This window comes from Variovorax sp. WS11, assembly GCF_010499245.1.
In the GTDB taxonomy this organism is placed as follows: Bacteria; Pseudomonadota; Gammaproteobacteria; order Burkholderiales; family Burkholderiaceae_C; genus Variovorax.
This window is the reverse complement of sequence record NZ_JAAGOW010000005.1, coordinates 105,247-120,458: the sequence shown is the minus strand read 5'-3', so window position 1 is coordinate 120,458 and position 15,212 is coordinate 105,247. Positions and strand designations below refer to the sequence as shown.

Annotated in this window: 13 protein-coding genes; all 13 read left to right on the top strand. The window is 67.5% G+C overall.

Going from position 1 to position 15,212, the window contains the following annotated elements:
* Positions 1-17: 17 nt before the first annotated feature.
* The 13 genes from GXN78_RS35270 to GXN78_RS35210 all read left to right on the top strand — a co-directional run bounded on the left by GXN78_RS35270 (position 18) and on the right by GXN78_RS35210 (position 15,211).
* Positions 18-2,492: an MMPL family transporter gene (locus GXN78_RS35270; RefSeq protein ID WP_106555636.1), complete on the top strand. Its 2,475-nt coding sequence runs from the start codon at positions 18-20 to the stop codon at positions 2,490-2,492.
* Entirely contained in the window at positions 2,492-3,670 is a 1,179-nt protein-coding gene (locus GXN78_RS35265) for an acetyl-CoA C-acyltransferase family protein (RefSeq protein WP_106555493.1), read from the top strand. The genes GXN78_RS35270 and GXN78_RS35265 overlap by 1 nt, the downstream gene beginning before the upstream one ends.
* Before the next feature lie 36 nt (positions 3,671-3,706).
* A complete protein-coding gene (locus tag GXN78_RS35260) occupies positions 3,707-4,690 on the top strand; it encodes a tripartite tricarboxylate transporter substrate-binding protein (RefSeq protein WP_106555494.1) in 984 nt (327 codons plus the stop codon).
* A 181-nt stretch (positions 4,691-4,871) separates the two neighbouring features.
* A complete protein-coding gene (locus GXN78_RS35255; RefSeq protein WP_106555495.1) occupies positions 4,872-5,789 on the top strand; it encodes a TetR/AcrR family transcriptional regulator C-terminal domain-containing protein in 918 nt (305 codons plus the stop codon).
* A 521-nt stretch (positions 5,790-6,310) separates the two neighbouring features.
* Positions 6,311-7,072, top strand: coding sequence for a GntR family transcriptional regulator (locus tag GXN78_RS35250; RefSeq protein ID WP_106555496.1), 762 nt, complete (start codon positions 6,311-6,313; stop codon positions 7,070-7,072).
* Between the two features lies 1 nt (position 7,073).
* Positions 7,074-8,801, top strand: coding sequence for a fumarate reductase/succinate dehydrogenase flavoprotein subunit (locus tag GXN78_RS35245; protein WP_106555497.1), 1,728 nt, complete (start codon positions 7,074-7,076; stop codon positions 8,799-8,801).
* 19 nt (positions 8,802-8,820) lie between these two features.
* Complete coding sequence (locus tag GXN78_RS35240) at positions 8,821-9,081, top strand: ferredoxin family protein (protein WP_219910064.1); 261 nt, start codon at positions 8,821-8,823, stop codon at positions 9,079-9,081.
* A 32-nt stretch (positions 9,082-9,113) separates the two neighbouring features.
* A complete protein-coding gene (locus GXN78_RS35235) occupies positions 9,114-10,517 on the top strand; it encodes an ABC transporter substrate-binding protein (protein WP_106555498.1) in 1,404 nt (467 codons plus the stop codon).
* 17 nt (positions 10,518-10,534) lie between these two features.
* Positions 10,535-11,389: an ABC transporter permease gene (locus GXN78_RS35230; RefSeq protein WP_106555499.1), complete on the top strand. Its 855-nt coding sequence runs from the start codon at positions 10,535-10,537 to the stop codon at positions 11,387-11,389.
* On the top strand, positions 11,386-12,225 hold the full coding sequence (locus tag GXN78_RS35225) for an ABC transporter ATP-binding protein (RefSeq protein WP_106555500.1): 840 nt from the start codon (positions 11,386-11,388) through the stop codon (positions 12,223-12,225). The genes GXN78_RS35230 and GXN78_RS35225 overlap by 4 nt, the downstream gene beginning before the upstream one ends.
* Before the next feature lie 13 nt (positions 12,226-12,238).
* Entirely contained in the window at positions 12,239-13,207 is a 969-nt protein-coding gene (locus GXN78_RS35220) for a HEAT repeat domain-containing protein (RefSeq protein WP_239143141.1), read from the top strand.
* A complete protein-coding gene (locus GXN78_RS35215; RefSeq protein ID WP_106555502.1) occupies positions 13,204-13,506 on the top strand; it encodes a gamma-butyrobetaine hydroxylase-like domain-containing protein in 303 nt (100 codons plus the stop codon). The genes GXN78_RS35220 and GXN78_RS35215 overlap by 4 nt, the downstream gene beginning before the upstream one ends.
* A 175-nt stretch (positions 13,507-13,681) precedes the next feature.
* Entirely contained in the window at positions 13,682-15,211 is a 1,530-nt protein-coding gene (locus GXN78_RS35210) for a Fic family protein (protein ID WP_106555503.1), read from the top strand.
* Position 15,212: the final 1 nt, after the last annotated feature.

Below are 15,212 nucleotides of genomic sequence, written 5' to 3'. Positions count from 1 at the left end.
CCGCGAGCACCTCTTTCATGATCACCGACATTCACTCGGACGCGATGCCCGTCGTCAGACGGATCGAGGATTTCGATCCGCGCTCCGGCAACTGGCTGGAGCGAACCATCTTCAACCATCGTGCGTTGATGCTCGTCCTGTGCTTCGCGGCGTCTCTCTGGCTCGGCTGGCAGGCCCTGCACTTGCGTGTCAACGCCAGCTATGAGGAGATGTTCCCGCAGTCGCATCCCTATATGCGCAACTACCTGGAGCACCGCGAGGATCTTGGCGCCCTGGGCAACACCGTCCGGATCGCGGTGGAGAACACGAAGGGCGACATCTTCGACCCCGCCTATCTGCAAGTGCTGGCCAAGGTGACAGATCAGGTGATGGTCACCAAAGGGGTCAACCGAGGCTGGGTCAAATCGCTGTGGTTGCCCACGGTGCGCTGGACCGACGTCATCGCCGAGGGCTACGCCGGCGGGCCGGTGATGCCCGACGGCTTCGACGGCTCACCCGCAATGCTCGAGAAGCTGCGGCTGAACGTGCAGCGGGCCAACCTCGCCGGCCAACTGGTGTCGCCCGATTTCAAGTCGAGCATGATCGTCGTGCCGATGCTGGACCACGATCCCGACACGGGCAAGCCGCTCGACTACGAAGAGTTCGGCCGCGTTGGCATGAAGGCTCTGCGTGCGCTCGAGACGGACACCGTCAAGGTGCACGCGGTGGGTTTCTCGGTACTGATGGTCGAACTGATCGAAGGCCTGCGGCAGGTGATGCTGTTCTTCGGGTTGGCGGTGCTGCTCGCCGGCGCGATCGTCTATGCCTACTCCCGTTGCCTGCGCAGTACCTTGTTGCTGCTGGCGGTGTCGCTGCTCGGCGTGGTGTGGTTGCTGGGATTGATCTCGCTGCTCGACCGTGCGCTGAATCCGTACTCCATTCTCGTGCCATTCCTGATCTTCGCCATCGGCATCAGCCATGGCGCGCAGAAGATGAACGGCATCGCCCAGGACGTGGCACGCGGCACTCACCGCTACGTCGCGGCGCGTTATACGTTCCGGCGCCTGTTCCTGACCGGGCTGACGGCGCTACTGACCAATGTGTTGGGGTTCGCGGTGCTGATGTGGGTCGACATCCCGGTGATCCGCGAGATGGCGTTCATCACCAGCATCGGCGTGACGGTGCTCATCTTCACGAAGCTCGTGCTGATTCCCGTGGCGCTGTCGTACATCGGCGTCAGCCACCGCGCCGCACAGCGGCGCCTGGCACTGGACCAGAAGCGGGAGCGAAGCGGCGGTGCCTCCGGCCTCGCGTTCGTGGTCCGGTTCTGCGAACCGCGTTGGGCCACCGCCGCCATCGCGACGGCAATGCTGCTCGCCTGTGCGTCCTGGGCGATCGGCCGAAACATGCAGGTTGGCGACCTGGATCCCGGGGCCCCGGAGGTTTGGCCTGGCTCCACCTACAACCGCGACGTCGATTTCATCAACCGCAACTTCGGCCTGTCGAGTGATCAATTCGCGGTGATGGTCGCAACGCCCAGGAACGGAGGCCAGCAGTACGACACACTGATCGAGATGGACCGCCTGGGCTGGCTGCTGCAGCAAGACCCGGACGTGCAGGCCGTGAACTCGATCGCAGCGGATGTCCCCCACGTGAACATGGGCCAGTTCGAAGCGAACCCCAAGTGGCTGACCATCCCACGCAACAGCAACGCCGGCGTCGCCGTCTACACGATCTACACGCAGAAGGGCCTGGAGCTGGTCAATGCCGATTATTCGCTCATGCCCGTGGTCGCCTACCTCACGAACCACAAGGCTGAAACACTCGCCCGCCTGCTCAAGACGGTGGAAGATTTCGCGCGCAAGCGCGACTCCGAGACGATCAGATTCCTGCCGGTGGCCGGCAGCGCCGGCATCGAGGCCGTCACCAACGTTGTCGTTCGCAAGGCGCACTTCGAAATGCTGTGGCTGCTGTATGGCGCCGTGGCGCTGCTGTGCTTTGTCACCTTCCGCAACTGGCGCGCGGTCATCGTCGCGCTGATCCCGCTGCTCATCACGGCGCTGATCAGCGAGGCAGTGATGGTCCTGGCCGGCATCGGCCTGAAAGTGGCCACGCTGCCCGTGCACGCGCTAGGCGTTGGCGTGGGCGTGGACTACGCGCTCTACCTGCTGAGCGTGCAGCTGGCGATGCAGCGCCGCGGCGCCAGCTTGGCACAGGCGTACGGGGCAGCAGTCAGCTTCACCGGGCGCGTCGTGGCTCTGATCGGTGTGACGATGGCTGTGGGCGTCATCACATGGACCGCATCGCCGATCAAGTTCCAGGCCGACATGGGCCTGCTGCTGGCGTTCATGTTCGTCTGGAACATGGTCGGCGCCCTGGTGCTCATTCCGGCGCTCTCGTACTTCCTGTTGCGGCAGGTGCCGACGTCGCCTGCGGCGGCGCCCCCGGCTGAGAAAGCTGTGCCAACGCCCGCGTTGAACCTTCGCGCGGGCCCCCTCGTCCAGGAGATGTGATGAAAGACGTGTTCGTCGTCGCGGCTGCCCGCACCGCTATCGGCTCGTTCGGCGGCAGCCTCAAGGATGTGCCGCTGGCTCAACTTGCGACCGTGGCGGTCCGCTCAGCGCTGGAGCGAGCGGCCGTGGACCTCCCAGAGATCGGGCTTGCGGTGGTCGGCAATGTGATGCCCACGGAACCGCGAGACGCCTTCCTGTCGCGCATCGCGGCCCTCGACGCCGGGTTACCGCAAGAGACCCCGGCGTTCAATGTGAATCGCCTGTGCGGGTCCGGGCTGCAGGCGATCATCGCGGCCGCCCAGGCGATCCAGACCGGTGACTGCGGCATGGCGGTGGCGGGCGGGGCGGAATCGATGAGCCGCGGCCCTTACCTGTCTCCCAGCCTGCGCTGGGGCGTCCGCATGGGCGACGCGCCGATGGTCGACTGCCTGGCAGGGATCCTTCGCGATCCCTGGGAAGGTTTTCACATGGGCATCACGGCCGAGAACGTGGCCCGGCGCCACGGCATCACACGCGAGATGCAGGACGAGATGGCCTGGCGTAGCCAGCAGCGCGCGGCCCGGGCCATCGCGCAGGGCCGCTTCAAGGAACAGATCACGCCGGTTCGCATCCGGACCCGACGGGGCGAGGTGGACTTCGAGGTCGACGAGCATGTCCGTCCGGACGTCACGCGCGAGTCGCTGGCGAAGATGAAGGCGGCCTTCAAGGAAGACGGCTTGGTCACTGCCGGGAACGCCGCGGGCATCAACGACGGTGCCGCCGCAGTGGTGCTCGCCAGTGGCGATCGCGTACAGGCGCTAGGCCTGCGGCCGTTGGCTCGCCTGGTCGGTTGGGCGCATGCGGGAGTCGAGCCGGCGTACATGGGCATCGGCCCGGTGCCCGCGACGCGGGCGGTCCTGGCGCGCACCGGTTTGAAGGTGCAAGACCTGGACGTGATCGAGTCGAACGAGGCGTTCGCGGCGCAAGCTTGTGCAGTCTCGCGCGAGTTGGACCTCGATCCGGAGAAAGTCAATCCGAACGGCTCTGGCATCTCGCTCGGACACCCGGTGGGCGCCACCGGCGCGATCGTCAGCATCAAGGCGATCCACGAGCTGCACCGCATCGGCGGGCGCTATGCCCTTGCGACGATGTGCATCGGCGGCGGCCAGGGCGTGGCTGCGATCTACGAGCGCGCCTGAGTCGGATGTCCGGCCGAGAAGGAAAATGGATCCGCCATGTCGAAGGTCCGCAAATTTCTTTCCGCGCTGGAGTTGGGGCTGGTGCTGGTGCTGGTGCCGGCCGGTGCGAGCGCGCAGGCCCAATCCTGGCCGTCGCAAGCCGTCAAGATCGTCGTGCCCACGCCGCCAGGCACCGGACCGGACATCGTCGCCCGCCTGTGCGCCGAAAAGCTCTCGGCAATGTGGGGCCAGCCGGTGATCGTGGACAACCGGGCGGGCGCCGGCGGCATTCCGGCGATGAGCGCGCTGGCCCGCGCTGGCGACGGTCACACGTTCGGTGTCATGCCCACGGCGGTGATCGCGTTGACACCGCATCTGTTCCGGAACCCCCAGTTCGACGTGGACAGGGACGTAGTGACTGTGTCCAACATCGTGATCTCGCCCCTGCTCCTCGTCGCCACGCCCAGTCTGGGCGTTTCCACTCTGCCGGCCCTGGTGGAACTCGCCAGACGCAAACCCGGCGGCGTGAAGTTCGCGCTCCCACAGCTGAACTCGGTGCCGCACCTGACCGGCGAAATGCTCAGCGCGGCCACGGGCATGAAGATGCTCTCGGTGCCCTACAACGGATCCGCCGCTTCCATCACGGCGACGATCGCGGGGGAGGGCGGACAGGTCACCATCGACAGCCCGGCGCCGCTGATGGGACACATCCAGTCCGGTCGTCTCAGGGCGATCGCAGTCATGTCCTCGAAGCGGCTCCCCGGACTGGACCACGTGCCCACAGTGGCGGAGACGGTGCCGAACTTCGAAGCAGCGGGTTGGTTCGCGCTGTTCGCACCGGCGAAGACCCCGGCCCAGGTGACGACCCGCGTCAACCAAGACGTCAACCATGTGCTGCAGATGCCCGACGTCACCGCCCGGTTGGCCGAGCTTGGCTTGCAACCGGCACCCGGCTCTCAGGCCGGCGCGACCCGGTTCGTGAAGGCGGAGCGCGAACGATGGGCAAAGGTGGCCAGGGACATGGGTCTCCAGCCCGAGTGATCGAGTAGTCTTGCAATGCCGGCATCTTCCGTGACAACGGATTGGAGACTGGCATGCTGCCGATCGCGCCGCAGGCATGATGGCGGTCTGGCATTGCACGCAGCGATTGAACCGAGCGGGGCCGGCATCGGCAAGCCCAATTCATCTGGGGTGATAATTCCCCCCTTACGCGTCCCCAGAGATGACGCTCGCCGAAAGGAGAACCAGCCCGACCATGCCCCGCAAAGCAAGAACACCAGCCGAAAGCGCGACGACGCCGGCAGTGGACAAGACGATGGCCAAACGAGCGGGACGTTCAGCGGCCGTGGCAGGAGGAACAAAGACTGTCTCCGCCACACCCCGGAAGGCGAAGGAGGCCGCAGGGCGCGCCGCCAGGCCGATCGCTGGCCGGCGGCCGGGACGGCCCGCCGGCGCGGACAGCGGCATGCTCGATCGATCGACTATTCTGTCGGTGGCCCTGCAACTGAGCAAGACGGTGCCCCTGTCGGAGCTCTCGGTGGTGCGGGTCGCGCGCGAACTGGGCGTGACCCCGGGGCTCATCCACTACTACCTGAGAGGCCGCGACCGATTGACTTCGGGCATCATGAACGCGTTCTATCGCGAAGCGGTCGAAAGTTGGCCCAGCGAGTTGCCGGACTGGAAGCAGAATCTCGAGGTGGTGGCGAACGCCGTTTATCGTGGTTATCTGCGATACCCGGGCATCGTTGTATATCTGGCGTCGCACAACCGCTATCGCCTGGTGCAGGACGTGGATGAAGGCGAGATCGATTACGGCATCCTGTTCTTCGAAAGATTCACCAGCGCGGTACGTGGAGCCGGTTTCGATGCGCTCCACACCGCGGGCTACGCTCACCTGCTGGCCGATCTCATCACTTCCTTCGCGCACGCCACGATCGCGCGTCGCTGGCCCAGCCAGCACGGTGAGTTCCTGAATGAGAAGCTCGCCAGCCTCGACCCGGCGCAATTTCCAAGCACGCATTTCATTCGCCAGAGCCTCACCAGCCTCAATCCCGCGGACGCCTTCAAGATGGGCTTGGAACTGGTCCTGCACGCGCTGGAGGTCGCTCGGGGCCAACCGGCCAGGATGCGGGTGGTGTGACCGGATCCAGGCCTGGCGATGTCTACAGTCGGATCAGCCCCTTCCACCAGGCGCCAGTCATCGACGAACGACGGCTTCGTGGTGGCCGAGTCAGACGCGCTCGTGCTCTGAGAAGGCCGGCAAGCTGATCCCGGGCTGCGCCCGGGGCCGCACACGCGTTGTCCAATGGTGCTTCGCTGCGGTCAGCACCGTGGGGACGACCCTGGATTGCATCGACCCCATCGAGATGTTCGACAGCGGTAAGGCCGCCCACAGGCTCCACGTGGAGGTGCGCAAGCCCGCCGGCCGTTATCAAGGAAACTCTGGCTTGGATTGACGAAGGACGCACTCGAGAGTAGCCGTTCAGGTAAGGCATGGCCGCCGGCCACGTGAGGTGATAGCCGACAACAACAAGCAGCGTTGAGCCGAAGGGCTGCGCGCTGTTGTGCGCAGAACCGATATCGATATGCGGAAATCGCGGTTCACGCCGGCCGCCGCGATGACTACGCTTCGCATCACTCGTCATAACAGGCCGGCTTCGCATGAAATCCCACACCGCCGAGCTGATCGTGCTGCCCTCCGCACCGCTTCACGCCCGGATCAAGAACACGCTGCGCGCGCGCATCCTCGACGGCAGCCATCCGCCGCTGTCGCAACTGCCCTCCGAGAGCGAACTCGGCGCCACCTTCGGCGCCAGCCGCATCACCGTGCGCCAGGCGCTGGGTGACCTGCAGAAGGAAGGCCTGATCTACACGCTGCAGGGCAAGGGCAGCTTCGTCTCGCGGCCCAAGGCGTTCCAGAACGTGAGCAGCCTGATGGGCTTCGCCGAATCGATGTCGGCGATGGGCTACGAGGTGATCAACCAGCTGCTGGACCTGCGCTTCGGCCCCGCCGCTGCGCAGGTGGCGCAGCGTCTCGGCCTGGCCGCAGGCGCCACGGTGACCGAGATCCGCCGCGTGCGCCTGCTCAACCGGGAGCCGGTGTCGCTGGAGATCACCTACGTGCCCGAAGCGCTCGGACGCAAGCTCGCGCAGGCCGATCTCGTCACGCGGGACATCTTCCTCATCATCGAAAACGAAGGCGGGCTGCCCCTCGGGCATGCCGACCTGAAGATCGACGCGATCCTGGCCGACGCCGAGCTCGCCGCCGCACTCGGCCTGGTCGAGGGCGCACCGCTGATGCGCATCGAGCGCCTGACCCATGACGCCCAGGGCAGGCCGATCGACTTCGAGTACCTGTACTTCCGCGCCGACACCTTCCAGTACCGGCTGCGCGTCGATCGCCACCGCCCCCAGGAGCACTGACATGCAGACCTTCGAGCATGAGTTCGACGTCGTCGTGGTCGGCGGCGGCACCGCCGGGCCGATGGCGGCGGTCAAGGCCAAGCAGGCCGATCCTTCCCTGCGCGTGCTGCTGCTGGAGAAGGCCAACGTCAAGCGCAGCGGCGCCATCAGCATGGGCATGGATGGTCTGAACAACGCCGTCATCCCCGGCCACGCAACGCCCGAGCAGTACGTGCGCGAGATCACCATTGCGAACGACGGCATCGTCAACCAGAAGGCGGTGATGGCCTACGCGGCCAACAGCTTCGCGATGGTGGAGGAGCTCGACCGCTGGGGCGTGAAGTTCGAGAAGGACGAGACCGGCGACTACGCGGTGAAGAAGGTCCATCACATGGGCAGCTACGTGCTGCCGATGCCCGAAGGCCACGACATCAAGAAGGTGCTGTACCGCCAGCTCAAGCGCACGCGGGTGGAGATCACCAACCGCCTGGTCGCGACCCGGCTGCTCACCGCCGAGGGCCGCGTGGCCGGCGTGATGGCCTTCGACTGCCGCACCGCGGACTTCCACGTGATCCGCGCGAAGTCGGTGGTGCTCAGCTGCGGCGCGGCAGGCCGGCTCGGGCTGCCGGCCAGCGGCTATCTCTTCGGCACCTACGAGAACCCCACCAACGCGGGCGACGGCTACAGCATGGCCTACCACGCCGGTGCCGAGCTCTCGGGCATCGAGTGCTTCCAGATCAACCCGCTGATCAAGGACTACAACGGCCCGGCCTGCGCCTACGTCACGGGGCCTTTCGGCGGCTACACCACCAATGCCGCGGGGCAGCGCTTCATCGAGTGCGACTACTGGTCGGGCCAGATGATGTGGGAGTTCTACCGCGAGCTGCAGGGCGGCAAGGGCCCGGTGTTCCTCAAGCTCGACCACCTGGCCGAGGAGACCATCTCACAGATCGAGACCATCCTGCACACCAACGAGCGGCCGAGCCGCGGGCGCTTCCACACCGGGCGCGGCACCGACTACCGCGAGCGCATGGTGGAGATGCACATCTCCGAGATCGGCCTGTGCAGCGGCCATTCCGCCTCCGGCGTCTGGGTCGACGAACAGGCACGGACGACCGTCGCGGGCCTGCATGCCGCGGGCGACATGGCCAGCGTGCCGCACAACTACATGCTCGGCGCCTTCGTCTACGGCCGGCTCGCCGGGGAAAGCAGCGCGGCCCATTGCGCCGGGCACGACTTCGCGCCGGTGGATGCCGGTCAGGTCGAGCAGGAGCGCACGCGTGTGCAGGCGCCGCTGCTGCGCGAGAAGGGCCTGCCGCCCAACCAGGTCGAATACAAGCTGCGACGCATGGTCAACGACTACCTGCAGCCGCCCAAGGTCACGCGCAAGATGGAGATCGGCCTGGATCGCTTCGAGGGCATCCACGAAGACCTCGACCGGCTGCAGGCGCGCGACCCGCACGAGCTGATGCGCGCGCTGGAAGTGCGCGCCATCCGCGATTGCGCCGAGATGGCGGCGCGCGCCTCGCTCTTCCGCACCGAGAGCCGCTGGGGCCTCTACCACGCCCGCGTGGACTTCCCCGATCGCAACGACGCCGACTGGCTGGTCCATGCGCAGCTCAGGAAGGACGAGCAGGGACGCATGGTCTCGTTCAAGCGCCCGATCGAGCCCTACATCGTGCCCATCGCCGAGACCGAGCGCTCGGCCTACCAGAAGCTGCGCATCCCCACCGATGCGCCCGTTGCCTGAACTCCCGGAGGACCCCCGCATGACCGCGACCATGACCCAACCCGTTCGCCCCGTCGCACTTACGCCGACGCAGGTGCCCGTCACCGTCGATGCCGACAAGTGCATCGCCCACAAGGGCTGCACCGTCTGCGTGGACGTGTGCCCGCTCGACGTGCTGGCCATCGACCTCAGCCGGGGTACGGCCTACATGAAGTTCGACGAATGCTGGTACTGCATGCCCTGCGAGAAGGACTGCCCGACGGGTGCCGTCCACGTCGAGATTCCCTACCTCCTGCGCTGACCGATGCGCCTTCGACTCGAACACAAAGCCCCATGACCATGAAAGCATCCCTCCTCCTGGCCTTCTCTCTCGCCTTCGCCACGGCCGTGCAGGCCGAGACCATCCGTGTCGCCATCGGCACGCAGGACACCACCATCAACTGCGCCACCGGCGGCCTGCTCATCCGCGAGCTCAAGCTGCTGGAGAAGTACCTGCCGCGCGACGGCCGCTACAAGGACGTGAGCTACGACATCCAGTGGAAGAACTTCACCTCGGGCGCACCGCTCACCAACGAGATGGTGGCCGACAAGCTCGACATCGGCTCGATGGCCGACTTTCCCGGCTCCAACAACGGCGCGGCCTTCCTGAAGGCCGGCAAGAAGAGCGTCTTCATCACCGTGCTGTCGGGCAGCACGCTGGGCAGCGGCAACGGCGTCGTGGTGCCCAGGCAGTCGAGCATCGCCGCGCTGTCGGAGCTGAAGGGGCGCACGATCTCGGTCCCCTTCGCCTCCACCGCGCACGGCATGCTGCTGCGCGCCGTCGCGTCCCAGGGCCTGGACCCGCAGAAGGACGTCAACATCATCACGCAGGCCCCCGAGGTGGCGGGCCCCGCGCTGCAGGCCAACAGGATCGAGGCGCATGCCGACTTCGTGCCCTTCGTCGAGCTCTTCGAGCACCGCGGCATCGCGCGCAAGATCTACGACGGCGCCCAGGTCGGCGCGCCCACGTACCACGGCTCGCTGGTGAGCGGCGAGTATGCGCAGAAGTACCCCGAGGTCGTGGTCGCCTTCCTGCGTGCGGCGATCGAGGCCGACCGGCTGATCGCCGCCGAGCCCGAGAAGTACAGCGAGCTGATCGAGAAGACCACCGGCATCGAGGCGGCGGTGAACTACCTCTACCACGGGCCGCTGGGCCTGCAGACGCGCGACCTGACCTGGAAGCCCGAGTACCGCAAGGCGCTCAAGACCTCGATCGAGACGCTCAAGCTGATGGGCCGCGAGTCGCCGCTCGACGCCGACACCTTCGTCGACGACCGCTATATCCGCGCGGCGTTCAAGCAGGCGGGCCTGAACTACGAGGCCCGGCTGGCCGACCACGACAAGCTGCCGCTCAAGGCCAACGACGCGGTCGCCGGCAAGCCGATCGCCGACTTCCAGCGCGTCGCCGGCATCTGGGTGCAGGGCGAGCCCAAGGTGCGCCACTACGCCAGCATCGAAGGCGCGCTGGCCGACCTGCAGAAGATCGAGCAGGGCGGCAGGAAGGCGAGGGCGGTCTACGTACACGACCTGATCCACCGCATCAAGCTGCTCGCGCCGACCAGCTGGTACGCGGTGGATGCGAAGGGCCAGCTCAGCGCCTTCCTGCAGAAGGACGCGGCCAGCGCCTATGCGACGGCGAACAAGGGCCGCGTGCTCGACTTCGCCGGCGCGCAAGCCGTCGCCAAGGCCACGCCCTGACGCGCAAGGCAGCCCTCATGAGCGCCATCCATCCCGGCTCCGCGGTGCTGGCCGCGACCTCTCCAGACACGCCGGCGCGGCGGCGGCGACCGATCCCGGTCGTGCGCCTGCTGCTGCAGTGGGGGTCGATCGCGGCCTGCGTGCTGCTGTGGCACTGGGCCTCGACACAGCATCTGAACCTGCGCGTCGTCACTTTCGCCAATGTGCCGCCGCCGGCCGAGGTGCTGGAGGCTGCGTGGCGGCTGCTGCCGTCGCCCAAGCTGTGGCCGCACCTCGGCAGCAGCCTGATGCGGGTGGGCTGCGGTTTCGGCGCGGCGGTGCTGCTGGGCGTGGGGCTCGGGCTGCTGATCGGACGGCTGCCGTGGGCGCGGCTTTCGCTGCTGCCGCCGCTCGAGGTGCTGCGGCCGATCCCGGCGGTGGCGTGGATCCCGCTCGCGATCCTGATGTTCCCCTCGTCGGAAGTCAGCATGATGTTCATCACCTTCGTCGGCGCGCTGTTCCCCATCCTGCTCAACACCATCCATGGCGTGGAGGCGGTGGATGCGCGCCTGGTGGCCTCGGCGCGCGGCCTGGGCACGCGCGGATGGCGGCTCTTCACCGAGGTGATCGCGCCGGGCGCGGCGCCCAGCATCGTGACGGGCCTGTCCATCGGCATGGGCACCTGCTGGTTCTGCCTGGTCACCGCCGAGATGATCGCCGGCCAGTACGGCATCGGCTACTACACCTGGGAGTCCTACACGGTGCAGGCCTATCCCGACATCGTCGTCGGCATGCTCGTGATCGGCGCGCTCGGCATGGGCAGCAGCGCGCTGATCCGCCAGGCCGGGCAGCGCCTGATGCCCTGGCATCGGCCGCAGGGGAGCACGAGATGAGCGGGGCCGGGCGTATCGAGGTCGAGCGCGTCTCGATCGAGCTGGGCGAGGGCCCGGCGCGCTTCGAAGTGCTGCACGACGTGTCGCTCGTTGCCGAGCCGGGCGAGTTCGTCTGCCTGCTGGGGCCGTCGGGCTGCGGCAAATCCACGCTGCTCGGGGCCCTGGCGGGCCACCTCGCGCCTTCGCGCGGCAGCCTGCGGCTCGACGGGGCTGCCATCGCCGGGCCCGATCCCGACCGCGGGCTCGTGTTCCAGCACCACACGCTCTTCCCCTGGAAGACGGTGCTCGACAACGTCGGCTACGGCCTCAAGATGAAAGGCGTGCCGCGCGCCGAGCGCGAAGGCCGTGCGCGCGAGCTGCTGCAGCTCGTGGGGCTCGAGGGCTTCGAGCAGCGCTATCCGCGCGAGCTCTCCGGCGGCATGCAGCAGCGGGTGGAGATCGCCCGCGTGCTGATCAACCACCCCCGCGTGCTGCTGATGGACGAGCCCTTCGGCGCCCTCGACGCGCTGACCCGCGCCCGCATGCAGGAGTTGCTGCTGGACCTCTGGACGCGCATGCGCACCACCGTCGTCTTCGTCACGCACGACATCGACGAGGCGCTGTTCCTGGCCGACCGCGTGCTGGTGCTCGGCCCGCGGCCGGGCCGCATCGTGGAGGAACTGGCGGTGCGCTTCGCCCGGCCGCGCGATGCCACGCTGCTGACCCATCCCGACTTCGTTGCGCTGAAGCGCCGCAGCCTCTCGCGGCTGCGGCACGAGGGCGATGCGCCGCCGCTCGAGCGCCTCACGCCGCTGGGCCCGCCCGAGGCGCAGGCGCAGTGGCGCTTTTCGATCTGAACCCACGACAAGCCTGAATTCCCAAGACCCCGCGGTCGACGACCTGCTGCAACGCCTGCAAAGCCCGGACGCCGGCGTGCGCCGTGTCGCCGTGCTGGACTTCGCCGACCTGGAGGACGAGGCGCTGCTGCCCGCGCTGGCGGGCCTGCTGCGCAGCGACCCCGAGCCCGCGCTGCGGGCCGAGGCCGCGCGCGCCCTGGCCGGTTGGCATGACGCCGAGGTGGTCGATGCGCTGGCCGCGGCGCTGCGCGACCTGCCCGAGGTCCGCGCGGCCGCCGCCCAATCGCTCACCGAGCTGAAGGACCCGCAGGCCGGGGCGCGCCTGCTGCCGCATGCCGCCGATGCCGATGCCTTCGTCTGCGCTGCCGCGCTGCGCGGCCTGAAGGAGCTGCGCGTGCCGGGCGCGGCCGGGCCGGCCATGGCCGCGCTGCGCCATCCCGAGGCCGCCGTGCGCCGCGAGGCGGTGGGCGTGCTGGGCTGGCTCAAGCATGCGCCCGCCTTGCCCTTGCTCGCCGCTGCCGCTGCCGCGGCCGACGACGTCGATGCCGAGGTGCGGCGCGCCGCCGCCGGCGCGCTCGGCCTGGCCTCGGCCGACGCGGTGCAGGGGGTGCTGCCGGCACTGTGCGCGGCGCTGCGCGACAGCGCATGGCCCGTGCGCGAGGAGGCCGCCACCACGCTCGGTAAGCTCCACGCCGAGGCGGCCGCCCCGGCGCTGCGCGCGGCGATGGACGACGGCTACTGGCAGGTGCGCCTGCGGGCCGCGCGCTCGCTCGGCCGGCTGCGGGACGCGCAGGCGCTGCCGGTGCTGACCGAGGCACTGGTGCACCCGGCCGGCAACCTGCGCAAGGAAGCCGCCATCGCCCTGGGCGAAATCGGCGACGCTCGCGCGGTGCCTGCGCTCGGCCCGGCCGCGGGCGATCCCGATCCCGAGGTGCGCAAGGCCGTTCGCCTGGCCCTGCAGCGCCTGGGAGCGCCGTCATGAGCGGTCTCGCGCCGCTGGCCATCGAGCTGCGGGCGGAGGGCTTGCAGGTGCAATGGTGCGAGGGTTCGGTCCACCTGCCGGCCGTGGCGCTGCGCGCCGCCTGCCGCTGCGGCGCCTGCCGCGCACGCGCCGCGCGCGAGCGGGGTTCCGACGAAGCGGTGCAGCTCACCGGCGCCGCGCCCGTCGGCGAGTACGGGCTGCAGCTGCTGTTCAGCGACGGCCATGACCGCGGCATCTATCCCTGGTCGCTGCTGCAGGAACTTTCCCTGGATCGGCCTGTCGCGTCGTGCGGTACGTAGACGCGACCTGAAGGAAAAAAGCCGAAAGACCCCAATACTGAAAAAAATCTCGGAAAGGTGAAAGAAAAATCCCGGACGTTTGCCTCCGTTCAGTGTCCGAATCGAACCGTAAACTGAAAGAAAATTTGGCGCAAACTGCTAAACTAAAAAATAATTCAGAAAACTGAAAGAAAACATGGCCTATGCAGGGTATGAGCTGGTCAGAAACTCGCTGAAGCTCCCCGCCATTCCGCCTGCACGGCCGGCGATCGTTCGATCCGTCACGCGGATCGAGGCCATCGAGGGACACCTGGCGATTCCGGCGCACGTGGTGCCGCCGACGGAAGACCCCCTGACCCACCTGCTGTTCGCGCTGAAGCATGAGGGGGTCAACATGCAGATCCTTGCGCAGGCCTTGCCGAAGATCCCGGGCGAACGAATGCTGAAGGAGCTCAAGGACTCGCCCAACGGGCAATATGTTCGCGCTGCCTGCTACTTGTGGGAACTGCACACGGGGGCAGTCCTCGAGGGCAAGCCGGACATCGCCGGCCGCTACGTAAACCTTTTCGACCCGGCGCGGTACGTGACCGGTCCGGACAAGCGCAACAGCAGATGGCGCCTGAACTTCAACGGCCTCGGCTCGCCGAGCTACTGCGTGACCGTCGAACGCACGCCGGCTGTCCAAGCCGGCATCGAGTCGGATGTCCTGGGGCGCACCAAGGCGTTCATCGACAGCCTCGGCAAGGAGATGATGGATCGCGCGCTCTCGTGGGCCTACCTGCATGAAACCGAGGACAGCTACGCCATCGAGCGCGAAGCGCCCTCGGAGGAGAAGGCCCGCAAGTTCATCGCCCTGCTGAAACAGGCCCACGAAGGCAGGCCGCTTTCAGAGGAGTACCTGGTCGAGCTTCAGTCTTCCACCGTCAGCGGCGCCTTCGAGAAGGCCGTCCAGTTTCGCAACGAGCAGAACTGGTTACGCAGCGGCGGGAACAGGGGCGGGTCTTCCAGCGTCTCGTACGTGCCGCCGCCGCCCGACGCGGTGCCCCGCCTCATGGACGAGTGGATGGCCTTTGCGAACCATGCGCCAAGGCAGATCGACCCGATCGTTGCCGCGAGCATCGCGTCCTTCGGGTTCGTCTACATCCATCCCTTCATGGACGGCAATGGCCGCCTGTCGCGATTCCTCTTCCACAAGGCCCTGTGCACCTCAGGGCAGCTCGAAAAGGGCGTGCTGCTGCCCGTGTCGGTGGCGATGAAGCGCCACGAGCGGCAGTACCTCGAGGCGCTCCAGGCCTTCTCGATGCCCGCGCGCGAGCGGGTCCAGGTGACGTCTGCCGGCGAAGGCCAGTTCTACTTCGACTTCAAGGCCGACGACACCCTCTATCGGTATTGGGACGCCACTGCGGCGGTGGAATTCGGGTTTGCGATGGCCGAGCAGGCGCTCGACGTGGAACTGCGCCAGGAGACGCAGTACCTTGCGCACTTCGATGCGATCCGGCGCGCGATCGACGAGCGCTACGACGTTCGCGGATCGCTGCTCGCAACCCTGATCTCGATCGCGATGGATGGCGGGGGCACGATCTCGAACGGCAAGCGCAAGCGCTTCGCTGCGAATCTCCCTGCAGAAGTCTTCGATGCCATCGAGGCGGAAACGCGCGCCGTGCTGGCGCAGGCTGCCGAGCCGCCGGATTCGGAAGACTCGGCCTTCGAGCCCCCGCCTCGCTGAT